Source organism: Bacillus salacetis, from assembly GCF_049177075.1.
Taxonomy (GTDB): Bacteria; Bacillota; Bacilli; order Bacillales; family Bacillaceae_B; genus Rossellomorea; species Rossellomorea salacetis_A.
In genome coordinates, this window is the sequence record NZ_CP185377.1 from 2,137,339 (window position 1) to 2,155,146 (window position 17,808).

Here is a 17,808-nt window from a genome sequence, read left to right on the forward strand (position 1 = left end):
TACTTCGTACTTTAATAAGCGTTTCTTGACTATTAAGCTTTGTGAACACAGTCTGTAAATCCCTCTATCTTCATTCCTGAAGGTAGGATTCCTCCTTAGGTATACCGTAATAAATATAGGGTTTTAAAGCTGGTTCCTTAAAATATTTATTGCAGCATTTTGTCTGCTTGCCTTATGTTTTCCTTTAAGTATGCAGGTAGTTCCTTATGGGCGATAATCTCAGAAGTAGTCAACCAAATTACTTCGTCTACTTCATCCGCGCTCCTAGCATAAGGTTCACCTGATTTGTAATGACAAAGAAATACAATATCAATGACGTTTAACCCTGACTCAGTAACAAAAGTAGAGCTATTTACATATTTAAGATCCCTAACTTCACTGCCCACCTCTTCAAAAATTTCTCTTTTTAAAGTTCTTTCTAGAATATTTGAAGATGTACCTTCAAGTTCACACTTTCCACCGACCAATGAAAGAGAACCTCCAGCGTGTTCTTCTTTTTCATTTCTAAAGATTAATAGCCATTTACCATTGCGATGAATAGCTCCCTCTACATTAACTATGAACATATCCCATTCCCCCTGTAACTTTTTTAGATAGATCATTTTCAACATAGTGACCTTAATTTATCTTTTTACCCTTGCATTTCATCACTTCCTATAAAAATAAACTCTCATATACTTGAACACCCTGTTGATGGCAGCATGCAGATTCCCAAGATTTATGGAGATATCATTTTCTATTTTTCACTTGAAAAAAGATATACAAAATAATGTTAATTATCAAAAGGGAAGCTATAAGGGATGCCCAATTAATAGAGGTTGGATTTTCAATTGGTGAAGATAAGTGCATTTTATACGGATAGGGAGGGTCATATCGCGTTTGGTCCTGTATTATAAAAGGAAATGGAAAACCAAACTTAACGCTCTCCAGGTCATTTTTGTTATTGACGGTCGAATACGTAAATATTGGAGAAATAATTACTAGTATGTTCATGACTAAAAATATACTTTTGTTTTTCATTGGATTCCTTTCCTGCTTGAAAAAGACAGAGAGCCGCTTTTTCAATAACCCGTTTCTCCTTTCAGCCTTTTCACTTCTTTTTCTAAAAAATCTAGGCGTCTATGAATACGATATATGATGGGGAGATACGCCACAGCAGCAATGATTAACCAGCCCATTTTTCTCTCTCCTTTCATAACTATTTGAGAAAAAGCTTTAAGTGAAAGTTATAAATACTTTGAAAAGTCCCCCCTGATTTCTCTAAACTGCCATTCTTTTTAAGAAGGAGTGTATTCCATTGGTTCTGTACAATGTACATAACCATTTTTCTTGTAATAATTAATAGATTCATCACTCGGCCATACAATGACAAATTCATACTTATTTTCTTTTATCCACTTGTTTATTGTACTTAATACTTTACTTCCAACGCCTTCATTTCTGTATTCTGGAATAGTGTATACGTTGGTCATATATGCAAATGGATGGGTAACCCTGCCCGGTCTTGGAACTTTTTGAATTAATTCTATGTATATATGAGAAACAATTTTTCCATTATCCTCAGCCACCCAAATAAACCACTGATGACCATTTAGTGCATTTTCCAAGAATGTTCGGCATTCCCCTTCAAATTCTTTATACGACTCGTCTTTTTTGCTCTCATCGAATTCAATGGTAGTATCCCATCTCATCTTTATTAATTGATTTATGTCTTTAGCTTCAGCAAGTCTGATAATCACTTAATCTCACCTCTAATTTCATTTATCCTTCAAATGGCAAAGGTTGAGTTCCGTCTACATCCGTAAATCCATATTTCCTTGCCAATTCGGCCACCATGATTGCTTCACCTGAGATCTCAGTTACCAGGGGATCCAACGCCAATGCTGTAACAGCACGGCCTACATACGCTGTTGTTTCCGTTGTTCCATCCTCTGGTCCATATCCTGAATCTATAACTCTTTCTGTTCTCATCCAACCTGGGCAAACAGCAACAGCTGAAACGTTAAACTCCTTTAATTCCTTTGCCATAACGAGTGTCATCCGGTTGATGGCATTCATGGCCAAATCGTAATATAGATTACCTGCCACCCTGTCCTTCATAAAAAATGTTATATTCACAATTAAACCTTGACGGTGCTTTTTCATAAGCGGGGCAGCATATCGAGCAGTCAGCAAGTAAGCCTGCGGTCCCGCAACCATCATGGCATCCCAGTGCTCCAAGGGACGCTGCCAAAAAAGCCGTCCTTCCCCTGATGGAAGAGTACTTTCGGAACCTCCAAATACACTATTGACGAGAATATCTATCCGTCCGTTTTCTCTTTCTATTTGAGAAAAGAGCTGCCTCACATCATTTTCGCTTGTATGATCGCAACGTATTGCAATGCCTTTGCCACCGCGTGAAGTGACACCAGCTGCAGTTTCCTCGATGGTTTCAGGTCGATTATCGGTAGTTGACCCATTAACACTTCGACCCGTTACATAAACTGTTGCGCCAGTGCTGCCTAGTTCGTAAGCGATTCCCCTGCCTGCTCCACGAGATGCACCTGTAACAACAGCAATCTTGCCTTGCAAAGTTTTCATTAACATTCCTCCATATGAGACCCAAAAGGTCATTACACCAAAAGATACCCAATGGCGCTTAGTATCAATGTATTTCCTTAAAGTTTAAATAATATTGGGTAACACCCGTTAAGGGGATATTATCTTCCGTTGATCATTTTATGTATACAATCAATAACCAAGTCCGGCCGGTCGAGGAACACAGAATGCCCTGCATTACTAGCAAAGACCAAATCACTCTTTGAAGATAATTTACTCTGGTTGGTGATTAGCTCGGCCCATTTCTCTTCGAATTCTCTTATCTCCCACTCAGGTATCCCATTTTCCAATTGTGCTTGGATTGAATATTCTTTATCCCGACCAATTACGACTAATGGCACTTGGGGAAAACCCCTTAAACTCTTTATTATTTCTGCGTCGCCAGTCCATTCCTTAATTTCAGACGCCATTGCTTTATACAGTAAAGGGTTAACCTGAAATTCCAGCAGTTTTTGTTGAATATCCTCTGGGAGTTGAAGTTGTTTTTCGTTCAGAGAGGGTTGGATCAATTCAGATAACTCATGCTTATCCTTTGCCGAATATTCAAGGCATTTTTCTATCCAGAAATCATCTGATTCTTGATTCATTACCGGTAAATCTAGCTTTTCTAATTCTTTTAATTCAATAGAGGTCGAGTCTACTAATACCACTCCTGCAACTTTTTCTGGATAGACCGCAGCGAAGTGCTGAGCACACAGACCCCCGTAAGAATGTCCAACTAAATAAAAAGGCTCCTCTATCTGAAAGTCATGGAATATTTCAGCTAAATCATTAACGGTGGATGCTGTATTTTGAATACCATTCCCAATCTCACTTTGCCCAAGCCCCTGCCGATGAAACGTAAGCACTTTGCAGGTTTCACTTAAAGTCTGTATCACTTCATACCACTCCTCGAAAGAGCAGCCCATCCCTGTTAGAATAATAACCAGAGGACCCTTTTTCCCCTTAAAAAGAACTTCAATTTTATTATCATTTATTTCTATTAGTTGATTAATACAGCTCAATCCTTTCACTATCCCATGCTTAATACAAATTATGTGTTATGTATTTTCAAAAACTCAGGTGGGTTCCTGTGTACGAAGTGTTTTTCAATAGACTTCAGGACTTCATCATTCCCTGGCAATGTAACCGTATCTATTGCTTCACTAAAAGAAAGCCACTTTAAGTCGCTATGTTCATCATTTAGTTTCACTTCCTGATTCTCTTCAACAAACCCTACAAATACAGGGGCAATATAAATGTAATTTCCTTCAGGTGAATATATTTGGTCGAATTTATTAGATGTATATAATGATATGTTGGAGATTCCTGTTTCTTCCTTCACTTCCCTTAAAGCAGATTCCCATGCCTTTTCCCCTTCTTCTATGCTTCCTCCAACATAACACCAAACATCTTTTAGAGCAGGTGTGGCTCTTTTTAAGAGTAATACTCTATATTCATTATTTACCTTTTTCAGTAACACAGCAGCAACACCAGTGCATTTAATCGGAACGGAAAAATCGATTTTTTCACTCACTCACATTCACCCCTATCTATGAAACCGAAACCTCCAATTAATCATTATGTTGAATGCGGTTACAATATTGAATCAGATACTTGGAAAAATTCAATGCTTCGTGCACTCGATGCTCATCAGAATTGAAAACTCTATCCATTGTTTTCTTTCTAATATTTAAAGCTTCATTAATTATGTCATGCCATTCTTCCGGAAGATTTAACAGTCCATATTCACCAGCTCCAGCCTTTGAAGTTATACTTAATTCTTTTAATGTGTAGAATTGACGCAACAACCCTAGAACGGTCCATTCAATTTCTTCTTCGATTTCGTTGGTTGGCAGTTTTTTAATATTTTCTATTGAGTTTTCAAGTGTATTAATCCTGCCTGCCCAGTAAGAATTCATATTTTCTAATACATAAGAGGTTAGATGTTGGGAGCTTATATTCATGGGTCTTTCGGTAATATCAGGACCAAGCATACTTATTCCTTTCTTTTAAAGGAGCCACTTAGTAACCGGATTAATTTGAGTGCTGAATCCTATTTTACCTCCATTGTAGTAAGGAAAAGAAACATCATTATCATCACGCTCTTTGCATAAATCCTCCCAAGTAGTAAAAAAACCGTCCATCTCTGGTTTGCCAAATTTGCCGGCAATTATTTCATGAATATCTATTAGTTTTGGTATCTCTTTTTCTGTTAAGCGAGAATTTGTTATCACAGCAAAATCTATATCACTTGAACCATAAATATAAGTATCAAGCACGATGGAGCCGTGTAAGTATAATCCCTCTAGTTGATTCGGCAATCTCTCTGTCCAGAGATTTATATACTCATTAAGAACCTCATAAATGGAACTGTGTAAATTAATGTTAATCAACTCCAGAATAAAGTTATTATTATGTGGCAGTGCAGCCCCTGCTTTCAAACACATCTACAAACTTATTGATATCATCTTTCTCAATTCCCAAATTTTATTCTTGGTACCAATTATTTCAAATCTGAACAGCGTACTCAAGATAAATATTTCATAAAAAAAGCTTATCCCTTTTTGGATAAGCCGGTAATCATGAAAAATGAGTTTATTTAATATTCAAATAAAATTGCTTCATTCGGTATTACACTTTTAACAAAATCAATATCCTCTTTACTTATATTATAGATAACTAATTCTGTTCCCCAGTGTCCTGAATGCAATACAGGCAACCCCATTTTTTCTAGATTGAGTGTGAACCATTTTAATTCACCGTTAGAACTTAAACAATCTTTCAATAGATAATTTTTTAATGATAGAGAATTAGACAATTTAAAAATTGTAATTTGATCTTCTTTAACCCATTTATATTTCCCTTTTAATAAAGAAGTGATTTCATTGATCGTCTCCGCTTCTTCGTTCCAACATTGAATCTCTATTGTGTCCGATTCTGTTAGGAAATGTTCTATAACTGCAATCCAATATTCATAGCTATTATTAACTGGCTGCGGAAATGATGAGTCAGCATTAGTATAAGTTGGAATATTGACAGTTAAATTTAATCCCAAGTACATCGCTCCTTTCTTTTGCTGTATAAGTGGCAACCTATTTAATTGTCGATTCCTTTACTGGCAAAGTCGTTGGCAGCCTGACATATTGGGTGATGGGTTTTGGTTATGCTCTTGCTGTTTTTTTCTCGTGGTACAGCGATAGCGGTTTTTGGAGGAAAGCCTCTGCCACTATTTAAGTAATCATTCCTGTCGGATACATAACAATTGTTATTCTTTTTATATTTGCTTTGTCTGGTTTTTAGCTCTTATAGTGAATAGGTACGTAAAAATGAGAGGGCTTTTTATAAGCCCTCGGTTTTTATACATCATTCCTGCCTTGCAGCCCAAATGATGTCGGCATAAGCCCGTTTCTCATACATCATTTTCGTCTTCCGGCCAAAATGATGCACGCAAAGGCCCCGTTCTCATACATCATTTCCTCCTTCCGGCCCAAATGATGTCTGCAAAAGGCCCGATCTCATACATCATTTCCTCCTTCCAGCCCAAAAGATGCATGCAAAAGCCCCGTTCTCATACATCATTCCTGTCTTCTAGTTTGAATGATGATACATTGTCATTCTCAATCAATCGAGATACAAAATTAATCGTTAGCTGAATCCTCCATCAGCAAAAACCCCGCCGGCACCCCTCGCAAAAACGGACTAGGTTCACCGATACTATACAGCTTAAGCTGATGCATGGCCCTGGTGCAGGCGGTATAAAACAGTCTCCGCAATGTCTCTTGACCGTAATTTTCAGCAGAGGCATCGTAAATAATTACAGCATCGAACTCAATTCCTTTCGCTAAGTAAGCTGGTATGATCACAATGCCTTGCTCATACTCAATCGAGTCGCTTTTCACAAGCTTTACTTCTTCCACCTTGCTGCTTATAGCCTCATAGGCAAGGGCACTTTCTTCTGCAGACTTGCAAATGATGGCGATGGTATTATAGTTTTGCTTCTTCAGATCAGCTAGTTCTGAAATAATGGAAGAATGCAGTTCATTTCTATTCGACACTTCCTTCAGGACAGGCTTTTCCCCTTGCCGCTCAAACGGAGTGATGTCATGGCCTGGAACAAGATGGCTGGTGAATTCAATGATCGGTTTGGTGGATCTGTAGCTGCGTGTCAGGTTGATAACGTCAGCCTGATCGGGTCCATAGAGATCCATCAGAATATTGAAATCATTATTCTCGCTGGCATGTGCAAAAATAGCCTGATTAAAGTCTCCGAGCACCGTCATCCTGGCAAAAGGGAATAGCCTTTTTAGAAATTCGAATTGAAAAGGTGAATAATCCTGTGCCTCGTCAATGATTATATGTTTGATCGAAGTGTTCGTTTGGAAACCTTGAATCAGCTCCATCAAATATAAATAAGGTGTGGCGTCCTCATATAACAATTTTCCTTCTTCCAGCGTATCCACTGTAAATCGGCAAATGTCATCCCATTCCTGAGGTTTATCCTGCTCCCCTGCCATCCCTGTGAACAGCTGTTTATATATCCCTTTTATATTAATGAACTGAAGGTTCTCGATTCGTTTGAGCAGCGATTTCATTTTCTGCCGGACGATCAAACGGCCGAGTGCCTCATGGCTGACGACAAAATCCTCTTCAGATTGTCCGCTCTTTTTTCGCAAATACTTTACTGCCTTGTGGTACTCTTCATTGCTGAGCAACTCAATTTCTTGCTCTACCCATGGTTTTTTCCGTTCGTGTTTCTCGGCTTCAACCAGCTTATTTTTCAGCCATTCAGTCAAGTTTTCCAAACGGTTCGGAAAGCGGAGTGAGGTATCATGGTTATAAAATCTTTCCTTTATTTCTTCAGCCGGAATAATGGTTTCCCCTCTGAACTTGATTCCTTTAAACAGCATTCCTTTAGATTCCAATGTTCCTCTGTAGGCCTTGATGGTCTCAAAAAAATCTATTGAGGCCTTGTAGTGAATGGCAGCGATTCTTGTATGATAAGAGGGGTCATCAAAAGCAGTCAGAACATATTCCAATTGGTCATAAGGACCTTCGAGTTGAAACTCTTTGCTTAATCGGTGGTCCAAATACTCCTGGAACGTCACCTGCTGCATGTTTTCCTCGCCCAGTTCCGGCAGTACATTCGATACATAGCTGTTAAACATCGAGTTGGGAGAGAACAAAATGATTTGATCGGCGTTCAGCTTCTCCCTGTATTTGTAAAGAAGATACGCGATCCTCTGCATCGCAGCAGAGGTTTTGCCGCTTCCCGCAGACCCCTGGACAATGAGCAATCTGCCCTTATCATGCCGGATGATCTGGTTCTGTTCCTTTTGAATGGTAGCAACGATATTATGCATTTGATTGTCAGTGCTTTTCCCGAGGACTTGCTGCAGGATTTCATCCCCGATGGTCAAACTGGTATCAAACATGGATTCTATTTCACTGTTACGGATGATATACTGCCATTTTTTCTCCATCCGCCCTTTGATGATTCCTCCGGGGGTGGTGTATTCGGCCGGTCCTGGACCATAATCATAATAGACACTCGAGACCGGTGCCCGCCAATCATAGACAAGGAACTCTTCCCCGGTTTGATCCGTCAATGTCCCAATGCCGATGTAGATCTGCTCAGCAGAGGAGTCTCCTTCTTCTGTAAAAGAAATCCTTCCGAAGTATGGAGAACCCTTCATCCGCCGCAATGTCGATAATTTTTTGGAGGCCTGTCTGTGTGTGCTTTGACTGACAGATAATTCCTGGGCCTGCTGCCGCAGAGTAAGGATGGTTTCGAGATAATCATCAAAGGTATCCGTATTGACCTTTACTTCATCCCAGAAGTTTCTGCGGATACTCACGACTTCATCCCGGCGCCTTACGGTTTCGTTTTCCATCTTATCAATCTGTTCTGAAATGATCTCTGTTACAGCATTCAATCGATCCTGCTCCAGCTGAATTTCTTTGACCAAACAAACCACTCCTCAAAAAAATAATTAAAAAGAGTTGACTCTACAAACATTTTGCTGTAAAATGATAATTGGGTAATAATAATTTAGTTTAATATTTTAGAGTCTTACTGTACTAAGTTACCACATACATATCCGTTTTTCAATGTTTTTTAAACAAACGAGCTGTCCTTTTTTGGATGGCTCGTTCTTTTTTTTGTGGATCACAGCTGCTGGGCACCCTCCTGGCTTTGAAAGGACGAATAGTTTTAACAGGACAAACATATTTTTAAAACAGAACGAATATGGGAGATGGATCTGTTGAAACAACTTATCATTTCACTTGCTATTATCCTTTCTGTAGCCGGAGTCCTTATAAGCAATGGGTTGGTTGAAAATGTTCAAGAAGTGAATTCCCTTACTTCGAGTGGAGCTCCTTCCTACTCTGAAGCCACTTCCGAATCTTCGGTGAAACCTGTTCTCGCGCCTGCTGATCTGGAAGAAGTTTTAGCCCAGGAAGTACCATCCGTAAATGAAGCTGCGGTTCTGCCTGCTGAATTGGAATATGTCTTTGATGCGAAATTTAAAGAAGACGGGTATATAGTTGAAATTTATCGGGAATTTGAGATTTACAAAGATGCCGCTGGGAATGTCATCAAGGAAGTTCCCACTTCAAATTTTGAGTACATGAGGTATAAAGAATAAAAGATCAAAGGGGCATGTGGATGTTCCTTTGATCTTTTTCATGTCTTCAGCTTTATCGGAAATTCGTTATAGCCAATTCTCTTTAAAGTCTTCGATATAAGCCCGAATGTTCCGCGGCTGCTTTCCTGTTACTTTTTCAAAATCATGCCTGATTCCTTTCGCAAGCCCAAGCTTGGTCGGGAAATGGACGCCAACGACGACATTCGTCATTCCTTCATCCTCCCCTTGTTCACTCATATGCTCCTTAAATTCCTTAACCGACGGATTACTGTATTGAATGCTAACACCCAATACGTTCGTCATGATATCGGCAACTTCATAGAAATCAAGAGCTTCATTCCCTGTAATGACATAGGAGGTGTTACGATGGGTCTCTGGATGAAGTAATGAGATTGCAGCCACTTCGGCTATATCTCTCGTATCAACGAAGCTCATCTTCCCTTTCCCTGCAGGAACAAAAATCTGCTGCCTTTCCCTGATTTCCTTGCAAAGAAAGTCGTTGAGGTTCTGCATGAAGTAACCTGCCCGAATAAAAGTAAAAGGAATTCCGCTCTTCTTGATCAACTTTTCCATTTAAAATGGTGAATGAACGGCATGAACTGTACATCTTTTACGGATAAATACACAATATGGTTAACACCCGCTGCCTTAGCACGATGAATAAATTGATCAAATTCCATTTGGTCTCCTGGCGGATACATCAGAAAAATCTTCTCAACACCCTTCAAAGCTTCAGTAAATGTGCTGGGATCCGAGAAATCCAGGCCTGTGAAGTCATAGCGGCTTCCGTATTCCGATGAGGCCTTCTCTACATTACGCACACCACAAACGAACTTTGCCTGATGGTCATTTAATGCCTGGGCAACCTGAAATCCGACTTTTCCTGTAAACCCGGTAACTAATATACTCATTCTCCTGACTCCCCTTCTAAAAAAGATAATACTCCGCTAGAAAATTTTGTAATTTCATAACTCCCTAAAGAAAGTATGGACTATAATGAAGGAGGATATCAAGAACTTACATAGACAAAAATTGAACATTCGAAGGAGAGAACTGTATGGAACTTGGAAATCCAATTGCAAAGGGTAACACAGCTAACATTTACCTGGTTGAAAATAAAGTTGTGAAGGTTTTCAAAGAACATTTACCCGAAAATGAAGCACTAAAGGAAGCCTGGAAGCAAGACTTTGCCCGTTCATGCGGACTTCCTGTACCTGAAATTAGGGATGTTAAGAAAATCGATGGAAAACAGGCCATCATCATGGAGTATGTGCAGGGCAAAACTCTTGGAGAACTGTACTTCGAAGGCAATCGTGAACAAGCAGAAGAATATATGAAAATCTCCATCGATATTCAGCAGCAGATCCACTCCATTAAACCAGTTGAATTTGAACCGATGTCTGATAAATTACAAAGGCAAATCCAGTCAGCTCCCCGATTGGATCAAAACCAAAAAGGCTGTTTGGAAAACCTTTTGAACTCCATGGAATATGAGAACTCACTCTGTCATGGAGATTTTCACCTATATAATCTGATCATGGCGGATGACAAAGTGACCATTATTGATTGGGTGGATTCCAGCGCTGGTGATTTCCGTGCAGATGTCTACCGGACTTACCTTCTGTACTCAACAGTTTCAACTGAACTCGCCGAAGAATATTTAACTCTCTATTGTGATGAGAGCGGGCTGTCCAGGGCAGAAGTGTTCAAATGGGCTCCCATCATTGCTGGTGCGCGATTATCTGAACATGTTTCTAATGAGAATGAAGAAAGATTGAAGGAGATTGTCAAGTCCTGTCTTATCAGTGGAATTTAAATTAATTTGCAATTGAAACCTTGTTGATAATCTTCTCCTCAAAGAAGAAGCTTCCCATTCATTTGAGGAGATGTTATCGGTTTTTACTATGGAAATTTCAATCTATTTTCTTATAACGCCAGGCATTATCAAACTCTAAGACTATAGTTCCGTTTATATTAATAAATCTCACGAACCCGTTTTCGAATAAAAATTGATTTTTTCGTATGGCTTTTGCAGCAAACGCATGGTTTGAAGGTTTTTCCGTGATCACAAGTGAGTCATCTCCAATGATCACGTGAAAAAATTCCTGGCCATTACTGTAAACACCTTCCCATTCCTTCCAATCTAATGGATTTCGTTCATAGTTATCGATGAAGGCAGGACACATCTGAGTGTTCACCACGAGAAACGGGTCTGGAACTTCTGCCGGCCGGGAAGGAAATCCTACGGTGTGTATAGGTGTCCCGGATACATCATTGGCTGTGAAAATTTCATTACTATACTGAACCAGCTCGTAAGGTTCATTTTTAATAGTGATAAGGGGTTTTTCATCTACCAGATCAATAGATATGATCCCTAGATTTTTATGCAAATAGCTTCCCCTATACGCCTCCCATTCAGGAACATCCTCCAACTGGATAGATGGCACTGCATGTTGAGAATTGATTTTCTCTTCTTTTAAAAGTTCATCTACAATTTCATATCCAGCTTGAAATATATTTTCTCCATTCGCTAAAGCGATGACGGCGATCCCTTTCTCAGGAACAAGGATGAACTGACTGGAATATTGGCTGCTATATTGACCATAATGCCAAAAGCGCTGAATACCATCTTTCTTCTCCTGGAAAAAGGTAATCCCGCACCCTCCATCCGTTAAGGTAAACCAGTCCGACTGCTTCTTTCTCATTTCCTCGATAGACGATTTCAGTAAAAGAGAATGGCCGTTCACCTGGCCGCCTTGCAGGTGAAACATAGCAAACTTACAAAGATCCTCAACGGAAGAGAAAGAATAGTAGGATGGATAACTGGCTGTCTGGTCGAAAAATTGATGAGAAATTTTCTTGTCTCCCGCTTCTGCTGATTCATGTGGCAGAGCCAACGGAAATGTCATGGCTTTTAAAGGATCATAAGTAGTTGAATTCATTTGCAATGGTGAAAACAGCAACTCCTGCATGATGGCTGAAAAAGGCTTTCCCGTTACTTGTTCAGCGATGAAACCCGCAATATTTAAAGCATGATTCCCATAGGAATACGCAGTACCCGGGTAGAAGAGCACTGGCAATGTCGGTACAACTTCCTTCATGTATCGGAAAAGGCCATCCTTTTCGTAATGGTAAATCTCATCATCCCCCGTTGGTAATCCTGAGGTATGAGTCAATAACATTCGAACCGTCATCATGCTTGCAAACTCTTGATTGGCGGTAGTAAACCAAGGAATATAATGTTGTACTCGTTTATCGAGTTCAATTAATCCCTTTTCCACCAGCATCATCATAACGGTTCCTGTAAACAGTTTACTTACAGAAGCGATTCTGAAGAGTGTCGAAGGAAGAACCGCCGAACCCCATTCCTCCACATTTGTCTTCCCGTATCCTTTAGAAAGGATGATTTGGTGATCATTAATAATTGCTAAAGCCGCACCAGGAATGTTATTTTGTTTCATTGAGTTTTCTATAATTTGATGAATTTTATTAAAGTTTGCAGTCATCCTTGACTTCCTTCCTAACGCTTTCATACGTTAATCTGATTTCCACTAGAATATATTACCATTTTTAGATTTTAGAAGATAGTAAATATTTTTAAATAAAAGAAGCCGCCGGGAATGGCAGCTTCAGTTCAGAAGAGATTGATGGTTATTTCTAAGGTTGTACGAGGAAGATTCTCCTTCATTTAGAAGCCACTTCAGCAACCGCACTATTTTCAATTATTTTTCCTTTAACCTTTAAAGTTCCGTGATTATTGGAATTTAACGTGACTTTGATCTTATTTTCGCCTTGTTTCAGCATTCCTAAATTATAATACCTTCCATACAGCCGATTGATCTTTTTCCCGTTTATGTATAAATGGGCATGGCCTTCGTTATAACTTGGGGTAGCAGTTCCCGCTTTTTTTGGAGTGAATGTAAAATTCTCTGTCCGGACTTCTAATAGCCATGATTTTGATTGATCTTGTGTGACAACTATTTTTACAGATGGGGGCTCATATCCTGCTGGTATTTCCACAAACCCGTGTGCTGAATGGGATGAATTGGCTGTCATATGGCTGTTATGTTCATTTTGATTTGTAAAATAAAAAAAGAACAGTAGAAACGGAATGAAAAAAATTAAAAAGCTCTTAAACTTTCTCATAGCTATCCCCTTTAGGCATTAGTTTCAAGGCGTTTAATCATCAAGCCGAGCAACACGAGCAGCAGACCGATGGCCAAGAAAGCCAGATCATATATCAATGGATTTTCTGCCAGCGGTTTGACCCGGTGGACTTGTAATATATGATGGTCAATGATTCCTTCCACAAGATTGAAAGAACCGCCCCCGACCAATATGCCGCCAACAAAAATCTTCCAGCTGGTCCCGAGTTCATTCTGCCTGGCATCCTGAAAGATTTTCACTCCACCCCAAATCAGTTTGGCTGAAAACAAGGCAGTAAACAAACCATCAGTGAAAATTTCCAGCTTTATATTCGGACTGAGAACCATATGGTGCCATTGAAGCTGCTGATGAAAGACAATTCCATCAATTGCCCCCAGTAACCCCAGACCAAGAATCACCCCGGAGATGAATAAGTTTTTGTTTTCCTTCTTCACGTAATACACCCTTTACAAAGAAATCATCGTATCCCATTCGTGCCCAGAAGGCGGCAAAATTATACTAATCAGCTTGTTGAATTATAAAGGGCCAAATAAAAAAAGAAAGCAGCTGCAATCGCTGCTTTCCTCTGATCAATATGGGTATCCGTATCCTGGTCCGCAGCATGGGTAATATGGACGCGGAGGTGGTGGCGGCGGGTATCCATAAAATGGTCTTGGGGTACAGCAAAGCAGACCCTAATAATCCTCCTGCTAATCCTCCTAGAAATGGCCACCCCAAGGCGAAAAATCGTTAATCTTGCGGCTGATAAGAGCTTCTGTAATACATGTATTCCTACCTCCATTCTCTTCTCTATGGGTATCTATACTATGTATATGCCCTGGAACTGGGTTGGCTTGGGCACCTGTCCCACTTCAGAAAAGAGGACAGACTCATTTTGCCTGGGTCAATGAGCTATGTGAATATAAAAATTGGCCAGCGGCATCTGCCTCTGACCAAACTAAGATTTTGTGTGATGAATCGCTTCATTTGCTTTATGGATGAGTTCCTTAGGGACAAATAACTGATAATTAGCAGCAAAACCGTACCCGCCTCCCTGCCCTCCGCCGGAACTCACCGTTTTCGTCTTGTAAGGAATATTTTTATTCTCGAGCCTGCCTTTCATGGTTGAGTACTCCTCCACATCATGTGTAGAATAAATCAACTCCCATTTGGCGAACAATCCTTTAATCAGTTTGAATAGCATGCTTTTCCCCCTGCTGACGTTTGCCATATTTATTACCATTCTATTCAGAACTTCTTTTCTGGGTAGTCATTTTTATAAGTGATACTATCCGTCATACACTATCTATACAGCAATTAAGATTTCATTTGCTTCCACATTACAAAAAAAGCAAGAGGTATACCTGAAATGATTAGTGAGAACAAATATACTGTTCCAGTAACCAGACCAATATAATGAATAGAAAATGGAAGGAAAACCGTGATAATGCCGATTAAAGAAAAGTAAATGCCGAACACTTTAGCAAGTTTACCCTTATTCCCCTTATAATCATCCTCACTATATCCTGCGATAAAATGGAGTTTTTTCTTCTTCCAGATTAAATAACCGAAATAAATGATTAATACTCCTGCGATTCCGCAAATCAGTAATCCTATTATCATTGTGCACGAATCCGCTCCTCTTTATCGAATATCCGAAAACATAAACAGCATTGCTTTCACCTTAAATTCAAAAGATCGGCTATGATTTCAGAGCTGCCGGGTGAAAATAGAAAAATTGATAAACCAATGAACAAAACACCGATAGTCAAAGAAAGGATCCCCTTTTTGTTGAGAAAAGAATTATGTTTGAATGCCTGAATGCAGGCTGCAAATATAAAGTAAATTCCTATAAACAAAATGATAAAATAATAAAAACCCATTTGATCATCTCCTCTTAATTCTTTTTCCAGTTCCGCACCTCAAAGACTAAAGCCCTGATGCATCTAAAAGAAATGACATGGACAGTAATCCAACAATTAGAATGCCGTAAATACTTAATATAAGTATTTATTCACGGTAACCCTTCCTTTCTTCACTATCTCCATTTATTATTATTTATGTTTTTGACGACTTTCAAAAGAAAATGGTTTCGGTTTATTCAATAAGAAAGACTGGCTTGAAACCCTTTTTAGATTGCCTGATAAATCTTTTAACATTACTTGTATTTTTAAATTGACAGGACATGTTTACACCCACTAATCTGTATATATAAAATCTTAATAGGTATGAAAAAACTGTTGCGGGAGAGAACGTTTGTTCAAAACGTCACCGAAGGGGCAAATCAATGAGATGAATCTCTCAGGTAAAAAGACTGCAGCAGGATGTTTCTCTGGAGAGCGCGAAAAGCCACCGAAGGAGTATATAACTCTCAGGTACAAAGGACAGGGAAAAGGCTTATATTTATGGCCTTTTCTCTGTCCTTTTTTGTTTTAAATACGACCTTTAGGGAGGAACTTTCATGGCGTGGGATATATTTAACATCATCGGTACCATTGCTTTTGCATTAAGTGGAGCGGTCATTGCGATGGAGGCAAAGTACGATATTATGGGGACATATTTTTTAGGATTGACTACATCCTTTGGCGGCGGTGCGATCAGGAATTTATTCATTGGCACACCAATCACTGAGTTATGGCAGCAAACCGCTCTCTTTACTGTAGCAATTATGACGATCACCATTATTATCATTCTGCCGGAGCACACTATAGAACGCCTGCAGAAATGGAGCCTATTTGATTCGATAGGTCTATCCGCCTTCGCCGTTCAGGGAGCTATACTTGCCCACGCGGTTGACATGCCGCTCCTCGCCGTAATGTTTTCGGCTGCCATCACTGGGGCTGGCGGTGGTATCATCCGTGATATTTTGGCTCAACGAAAGCCCATTGTTTTCCGTGAAGAAATCTATCTCCTATGGGCGGTTATCGCCGGCTTTATCATTGGTATGGACTGGGCAATAAAATCCTATCACTTTTATTTACTTTTTGGCACCATCCTTACCTTGCGTGTAATATCGCATAAATATGGATGGCGTCTGCCGGTGAGAACAGTGGAAGGGCAGTCGATTCAGCGGTGAAGTTCTATAAAGGCTGCCCAATTACTATTTAATTTTCTTTTGTTTAAGAATACCTCTGATGATCGGGAAACCTGTACCGACAATGGCCAGGGGTAAAAACCATATTCCCAAACCGTCCCCCCAGCCCAAAGCAGTTGAAACGGACTCGTATAAAAGTAAAGCAAAAATGATTGAACAAATATTTTTTAATTGATTGAGCAATTTTCTGCTCACAAGATAAAACTCTTTGGCATTGGATTCATTAAGCCTGCTCGGAAAATTGTGAGTTTCGGGGAATTTTTCAAACACTTGCATTAAAGCAATTGTAGATGCCCCTACAATTGGCAAAATAAGAAGTTCCATTTTTGAACCCCATCGATCTACTTCACCCAGAGCATTGTAATGTGCCGGAACTTGATCCGGGAGCGTTTGCCAATTGAAGATTAACAAGATTACTGAGGCAATATAACAAGAATATCCGATGATATCCCAGACCCACTCACTTTTGGACTTTGGAATTCTGAGCTTCGGTCTTTTCCAAGAACTATACAAGGTCTCCCCTCCTTCTTTGAACAGATGAGTTACTTCTTAATTCTATTTACGTTCGTTGGTAATAAAGGTTTCAGATGATTTATATGTGTAAGAGCATCTTTCCAATAAGGGAAGGGTGCTGGCCGGTACGAAGGTGGGGTACTCGGTTTTCTTTTCCACGATGGTGCCTCTTTGGGTACATCATTTCAGGCTTGTGGTGGTTTTCATGTCCCCATAGCGCTTCTTTGGGTACATCATTTCAGGCTTGTGGTGGTTTTCATGTCCCCATTGCGCCTCTTTGGGTACATCATTTAAGGCTTACCGTGGTTTTCATGTCCCCATAGCGCCTCTTTGTGTACATCATTTCAGGCTTGCGGTGGTGTTCATGTCCCCATAGCACCTATTTGGGTACATCATTTCAGGCTTGCGGGGGTTTTCATGTCCCCATAGCGCTTCTTTGGATACATCATTTCAGGCTTACCGTGGTTTTCATGTCCCCAAAGCGCCTCTTTGGATACATCATTTCAGGCTCCAGCTGGTTTTCATGTCCCCATTGCGCCTCTTTGGATACATCATTTCAGGCTTGCAGTGGTTTTCATGTCCCCATAACCCCTCTTTGGGTACATCTTTTCAGGCTTGCGGTGGTTTTCATGTCCCCATAGCGCCTCTTTGGGTACATCATTTCAGGCTTGCGGTGGTTTTCATGTCCCCATAGCGCCTCTTTGGGTACATCATTTCAGGCTTCCGGTGGTTTTCATGTCCCCAAAGCGCCTCTTAGAAGACATCATTACGTAGTTCCCTCTGATTTCATGTCCCCAAAGACATTGGGCTCCGGGATTAGCGACTAGT

The 17,808-nt window shown here is 39.9% G+C and carries 21 protein-coding genes and 2 riboswitches; of the genes, 3 read left to right on the forward strand and 18 right to left on the reverse strand.

All coding sequences use genetic code 11. From position 1 onward, the window contains the following. Positions 1-146 precede the first annotated feature (146 nt). The 9 genes from ACOJQI_RS10995 to helD form a co-directional block, all read right to left on the reverse strand. Positions 147-566: an NUDIX hydrolase gene (locus tag ACOJQI_RS10995; protein ID WP_421385258.1), complete on the reverse strand. Its 420-nt coding sequence runs from the start codon at positions 564-566 to the stop codon at positions 147-149. 711 nt (positions 567-1,277) lie between these two features. Next, on the reverse strand, positions 1,278-1,739 hold the full coding sequence (locus tag ACOJQI_RS11000; protein ID WP_421385259.1) for a GNAT family N-acetyltransferase: 462 nt from the start codon (positions 1,737-1,739) through the stop codon (positions 1,278-1,280). Between the two features lie 22 nt (positions 1,740-1,761). Further along, positions 1,762-2,580, reverse strand: coding sequence for an SDR family NAD(P)-dependent oxidoreductase (locus tag ACOJQI_RS11005; RefSeq protein ID WP_421385260.1), 819 nt, complete (start codon positions 2,578-2,580; stop codon positions 1,762-1,764). Positions 2,581-2,699: 119 nt separating this feature from the next. Continuing rightward, entirely contained in the window at positions 2,700-3,611 is a 912-nt protein-coding gene (locus ACOJQI_RS11010) for an alpha/beta hydrolase (RefSeq protein ID WP_421385261.1), read from the reverse strand. 20 nt (positions 3,612-3,631) lie between these two features. Beyond that, a complete protein-coding gene (locus tag ACOJQI_RS11015) occupies positions 3,632-4,114 on the reverse strand; it encodes an NUDIX hydrolase (protein ID WP_421385262.1) in 483 nt (160 codons plus the stop codon). A 37-nt stretch (positions 4,115-4,151) separates the two neighbouring features. Beyond that, entirely contained in the window at positions 4,152-4,574 is a 423-nt protein-coding gene (locus tag ACOJQI_RS11020) for an aminoglycoside adenylyltransferase domain-containing protein (protein WP_421385263.1), read from the reverse strand. Between the two features lie 15 nt (positions 4,575-4,589). Continuing rightward, on the reverse strand, positions 4,590-4,901 hold the full coding sequence (locus tag ACOJQI_RS11025) for a nucleotidyltransferase domain-containing protein (protein WP_421385264.1): 312 nt from the start codon (positions 4,899-4,901) through the stop codon (positions 4,590-4,592). A gap of 278 nt (positions 4,902-5,179) precedes the next feature. Continuing rightward, positions 5,180-5,635, reverse strand: a complete 456-nt coding sequence (locus ACOJQI_RS11030) for a hypothetical protein (RefSeq protein WP_421385265.1) — start codon at positions 5,633-5,635, stop codon at positions 5,180-5,182. A gap of 583 nt (positions 5,636-6,218) precedes the next feature. Then, positions 6,219-8,546, reverse strand: coding sequence for an RNA polymerase recycling motor HelD (helD, locus tag ACOJQI_RS11035; protein WP_421385266.1), 2,328 nt, complete (start codon positions 8,544-8,546; stop codon positions 6,219-6,221). A 297-nt stretch (positions 8,547-8,843) separates the two neighbouring features. Between helD and ACOJQI_RS11040 the strand changes: the two genes are divergently transcribed. After that, the gene (locus ACOJQI_RS11040; RefSeq protein ID WP_421385267.1) at positions 8,844-9,227 is read left to right on the forward strand and encodes a hypothetical protein; all 384 of its coding nucleotides are present in this window, start codon (positions 8,844-8,846) and stop codon (positions 9,225-9,227) included. Positions 9,228-9,293: 66 nt separating this feature from the next. Here the strand turns inward: ACOJQI_RS11040 and ACOJQI_RS11045 are convergent, their stop codons facing one another. Further along, the gene (locus ACOJQI_RS11045) at positions 9,294-9,740 is read right to left on the reverse strand and encodes a hypothetical protein (RefSeq protein WP_421385268.1); all 447 of its coding nucleotides are present in this window, start codon (positions 9,738-9,740) and stop codon (positions 9,294-9,296) included. 47 nt (positions 9,741-9,787) lie between these two features. Then, on the reverse strand, positions 9,788-10,138 hold the full coding sequence (locus ACOJQI_RS11050) for an NAD(P)H-binding protein (protein WP_421385269.1): 351 nt from the start codon (positions 10,136-10,138) through the stop codon (positions 9,788-9,790). A 146-nt stretch (positions 10,139-10,284) separates the two neighbouring features. On the opposite strand from ACOJQI_RS11050, the gene ACOJQI_RS11055 reads away from it, so the two are divergent. Then, a complete protein-coding gene (locus ACOJQI_RS11055; RefSeq protein WP_421385270.1) occupies positions 10,285-11,043 on the forward strand; it encodes a phosphotransferase family protein in 759 nt (252 codons plus the stop codon). Between the two features lie 97 nt (positions 11,044-11,140). Here ACOJQI_RS11055 and ACOJQI_RS11060 read toward each other — a convergent pair whose 3' ends face one another. The 6 genes from ACOJQI_RS11060 to ACOJQI_RS11085 all read right to left on the reverse strand — a co-directional run bounded on the left by ACOJQI_RS11060 (position 11,141) and on the right by ACOJQI_RS11085 (position 15,256). Next, positions 11,141-12,733, reverse strand: coding sequence for a serine hydrolase domain-containing protein (locus ACOJQI_RS11060; protein ID WP_421385271.1), 1,593 nt, complete (start codon positions 12,731-12,733; stop codon positions 11,141-11,143). A 178-nt stretch (positions 12,734-12,911) separates the two neighbouring features. Continuing rightward, positions 12,912-13,373 (reverse strand): hypothetical protein, encoded by a 462-nt coding sequence (locus ACOJQI_RS11065; RefSeq protein WP_421385272.1) that lies wholly within the window; start codon positions 13,371-13,373, stop codon positions 12,912-12,914. An 11-nt stretch (positions 13,374-13,384) separates the two neighbouring features. Next, entirely contained in the window at positions 13,385-13,828 is a 444-nt protein-coding gene (locus tag ACOJQI_RS11070) for a DUF2243 domain-containing protein (RefSeq protein ID WP_421385273.1), read from the reverse strand. Between the two features lie 503 nt (positions 13,829-14,331). Then, positions 14,332-14,577 carry a hypothetical protein gene (locus tag ACOJQI_RS11075; RefSeq protein WP_421385274.1) on the reverse strand — a complete coding sequence of 82 codons (246 nt, stop codon included), beginning with the start codon at positions 14,575-14,577 and terminating at the stop codon, positions 14,332-14,334. Positions 14,578-14,690: 113 nt separating this feature from the next. Further along, positions 14,691-14,996, reverse strand: coding sequence for a DUF3784 domain-containing protein (locus ACOJQI_RS11080; RefSeq protein ID WP_421385275.1), 306 nt, complete (start codon positions 14,994-14,996; stop codon positions 14,691-14,693). A 56-nt stretch (positions 14,997-15,052) separates the two neighbouring features. Continuing rightward, positions 15,053-15,256: a hypothetical protein gene (locus ACOJQI_RS11085; protein WP_421385276.1), complete on the reverse strand. Its 204-nt coding sequence runs from the start codon at positions 15,254-15,256 to the stop codon at positions 15,053-15,055. Between the two features lie 350 nt (positions 15,257-15,606). Continuing rightward, positions 15,607-15,700: riboswitch (glycine riboswitch) on the forward strand. Next, positions 15,701-15,768: riboswitch (glycine riboswitch) on the forward strand. 66 nt (positions 15,769-15,834) lie between these two features. On the opposite strand from ACOJQI_RS11085, the gene ACOJQI_RS11090 reads away from it, so the two are divergent. Further along, complete coding sequence (locus tag ACOJQI_RS11090; RefSeq protein WP_421385277.1) at positions 15,835-16,449, forward strand: trimeric intracellular cation channel family protein; 615 nt, start codon at positions 15,835-15,837, stop codon at positions 16,447-16,449. Between the two features lie 24 nt (positions 16,450-16,473). On the opposite strand, the gene ACOJQI_RS11095 is transcribed toward ACOJQI_RS11090, so the two are convergent. Further along, positions 16,474-16,980, reverse strand: coding sequence for a DUF1648 domain-containing protein (locus ACOJQI_RS11095; RefSeq protein WP_421385278.1), 507 nt, complete (start codon positions 16,978-16,980; stop codon positions 16,474-16,476). Positions 16,981-17,808 lie beyond the last annotated feature (828 nt).

What these genes read in the sequence shown, in the direction of transcription:
- ACOJQI_RS11055 (WP_421385270.1), top strand. Translation starts at nt 10,285, where the DNA reads ATGGAACTTGGAAATCCAATTGCAAAGGGTAACACAGCTAACATTTAC.
- ACOJQI_RS11005 (WP_421385260.1), bottom strand. Translation starts at nt 2,580, where the DNA reads ATGAAAACTTTGCAAGGCAAGATTGCTGTTGTTACAGGTGCATCTCGT.
- ACOJQI_RS11075 (WP_421385274.1), bottom strand. Translation starts at nt 14,577, where the DNA reads ATGCTATTCAAACTGATTAAAGGATTGTTCGCCAAATGGGAGTTGATT.
- ACOJQI_RS11090 (WP_421385277.1), top strand. Translation starts at nt 15,835, where the DNA reads ATGGCGTGGGATATATTTAACATCATCGGTACCATTGCTTTTGCATTA.
- ACOJQI_RS11060 (WP_421385271.1), bottom strand. Translation starts at nt 12,733, where the DNA reads ATGACTGCAAACTTTAATAAAATTCATCAAATTATAGAAAACTCAATG.
- ACOJQI_RS11050 (WP_421385269.1), bottom strand. Translation starts at nt 10,138, where the DNA reads ATGAGTATATTAGTTACCGGGTTTACAGGAAAAGTCGGATTTCAGGTT.
- ACOJQI_RS11065 (WP_421385272.1), bottom strand. Translation starts at nt 13,373, where the DNA reads ATGAGAAAGTTTAAGAGCTTTTTAATTTTTTTCATTCCGTTTCTACTG.
- ACOJQI_RS11085 (WP_421385276.1), bottom strand. Translation starts at nt 15,256, where the DNA reads ATGGGTTTTTATTATTTTATCATTTTGTTTATAGGAATTTACTTTATA.
- ACOJQI_RS11020 (WP_421385263.1), bottom strand. Translation starts at nt 4,574, where the DNA reads ATGCTTGGTCCTGATATTACCGAAAGACCCATGAATATAAGCTCCCAA.
- ACOJQI_RS10995 (WP_421385258.1), bottom strand. Translation starts at nt 566, where the DNA reads ATGTTCATAGTTAATGTAGAGGGAGCTATTCATCGCAATGGTAAATGG.
- ACOJQI_RS11080 (WP_421385275.1), bottom strand. Translation starts at nt 14,996, where the DNA reads ATGATAATAGGATTACTGATTTGCGGAATCGCAGGAGTATTAATCATT.
- ACOJQI_RS11045 (WP_421385268.1), bottom strand. Translation starts at nt 9,740, where the DNA reads ATGCAGAACCTCAACGACTTTCTTTGCAAGGAAATCAGGGAAAGGCAG.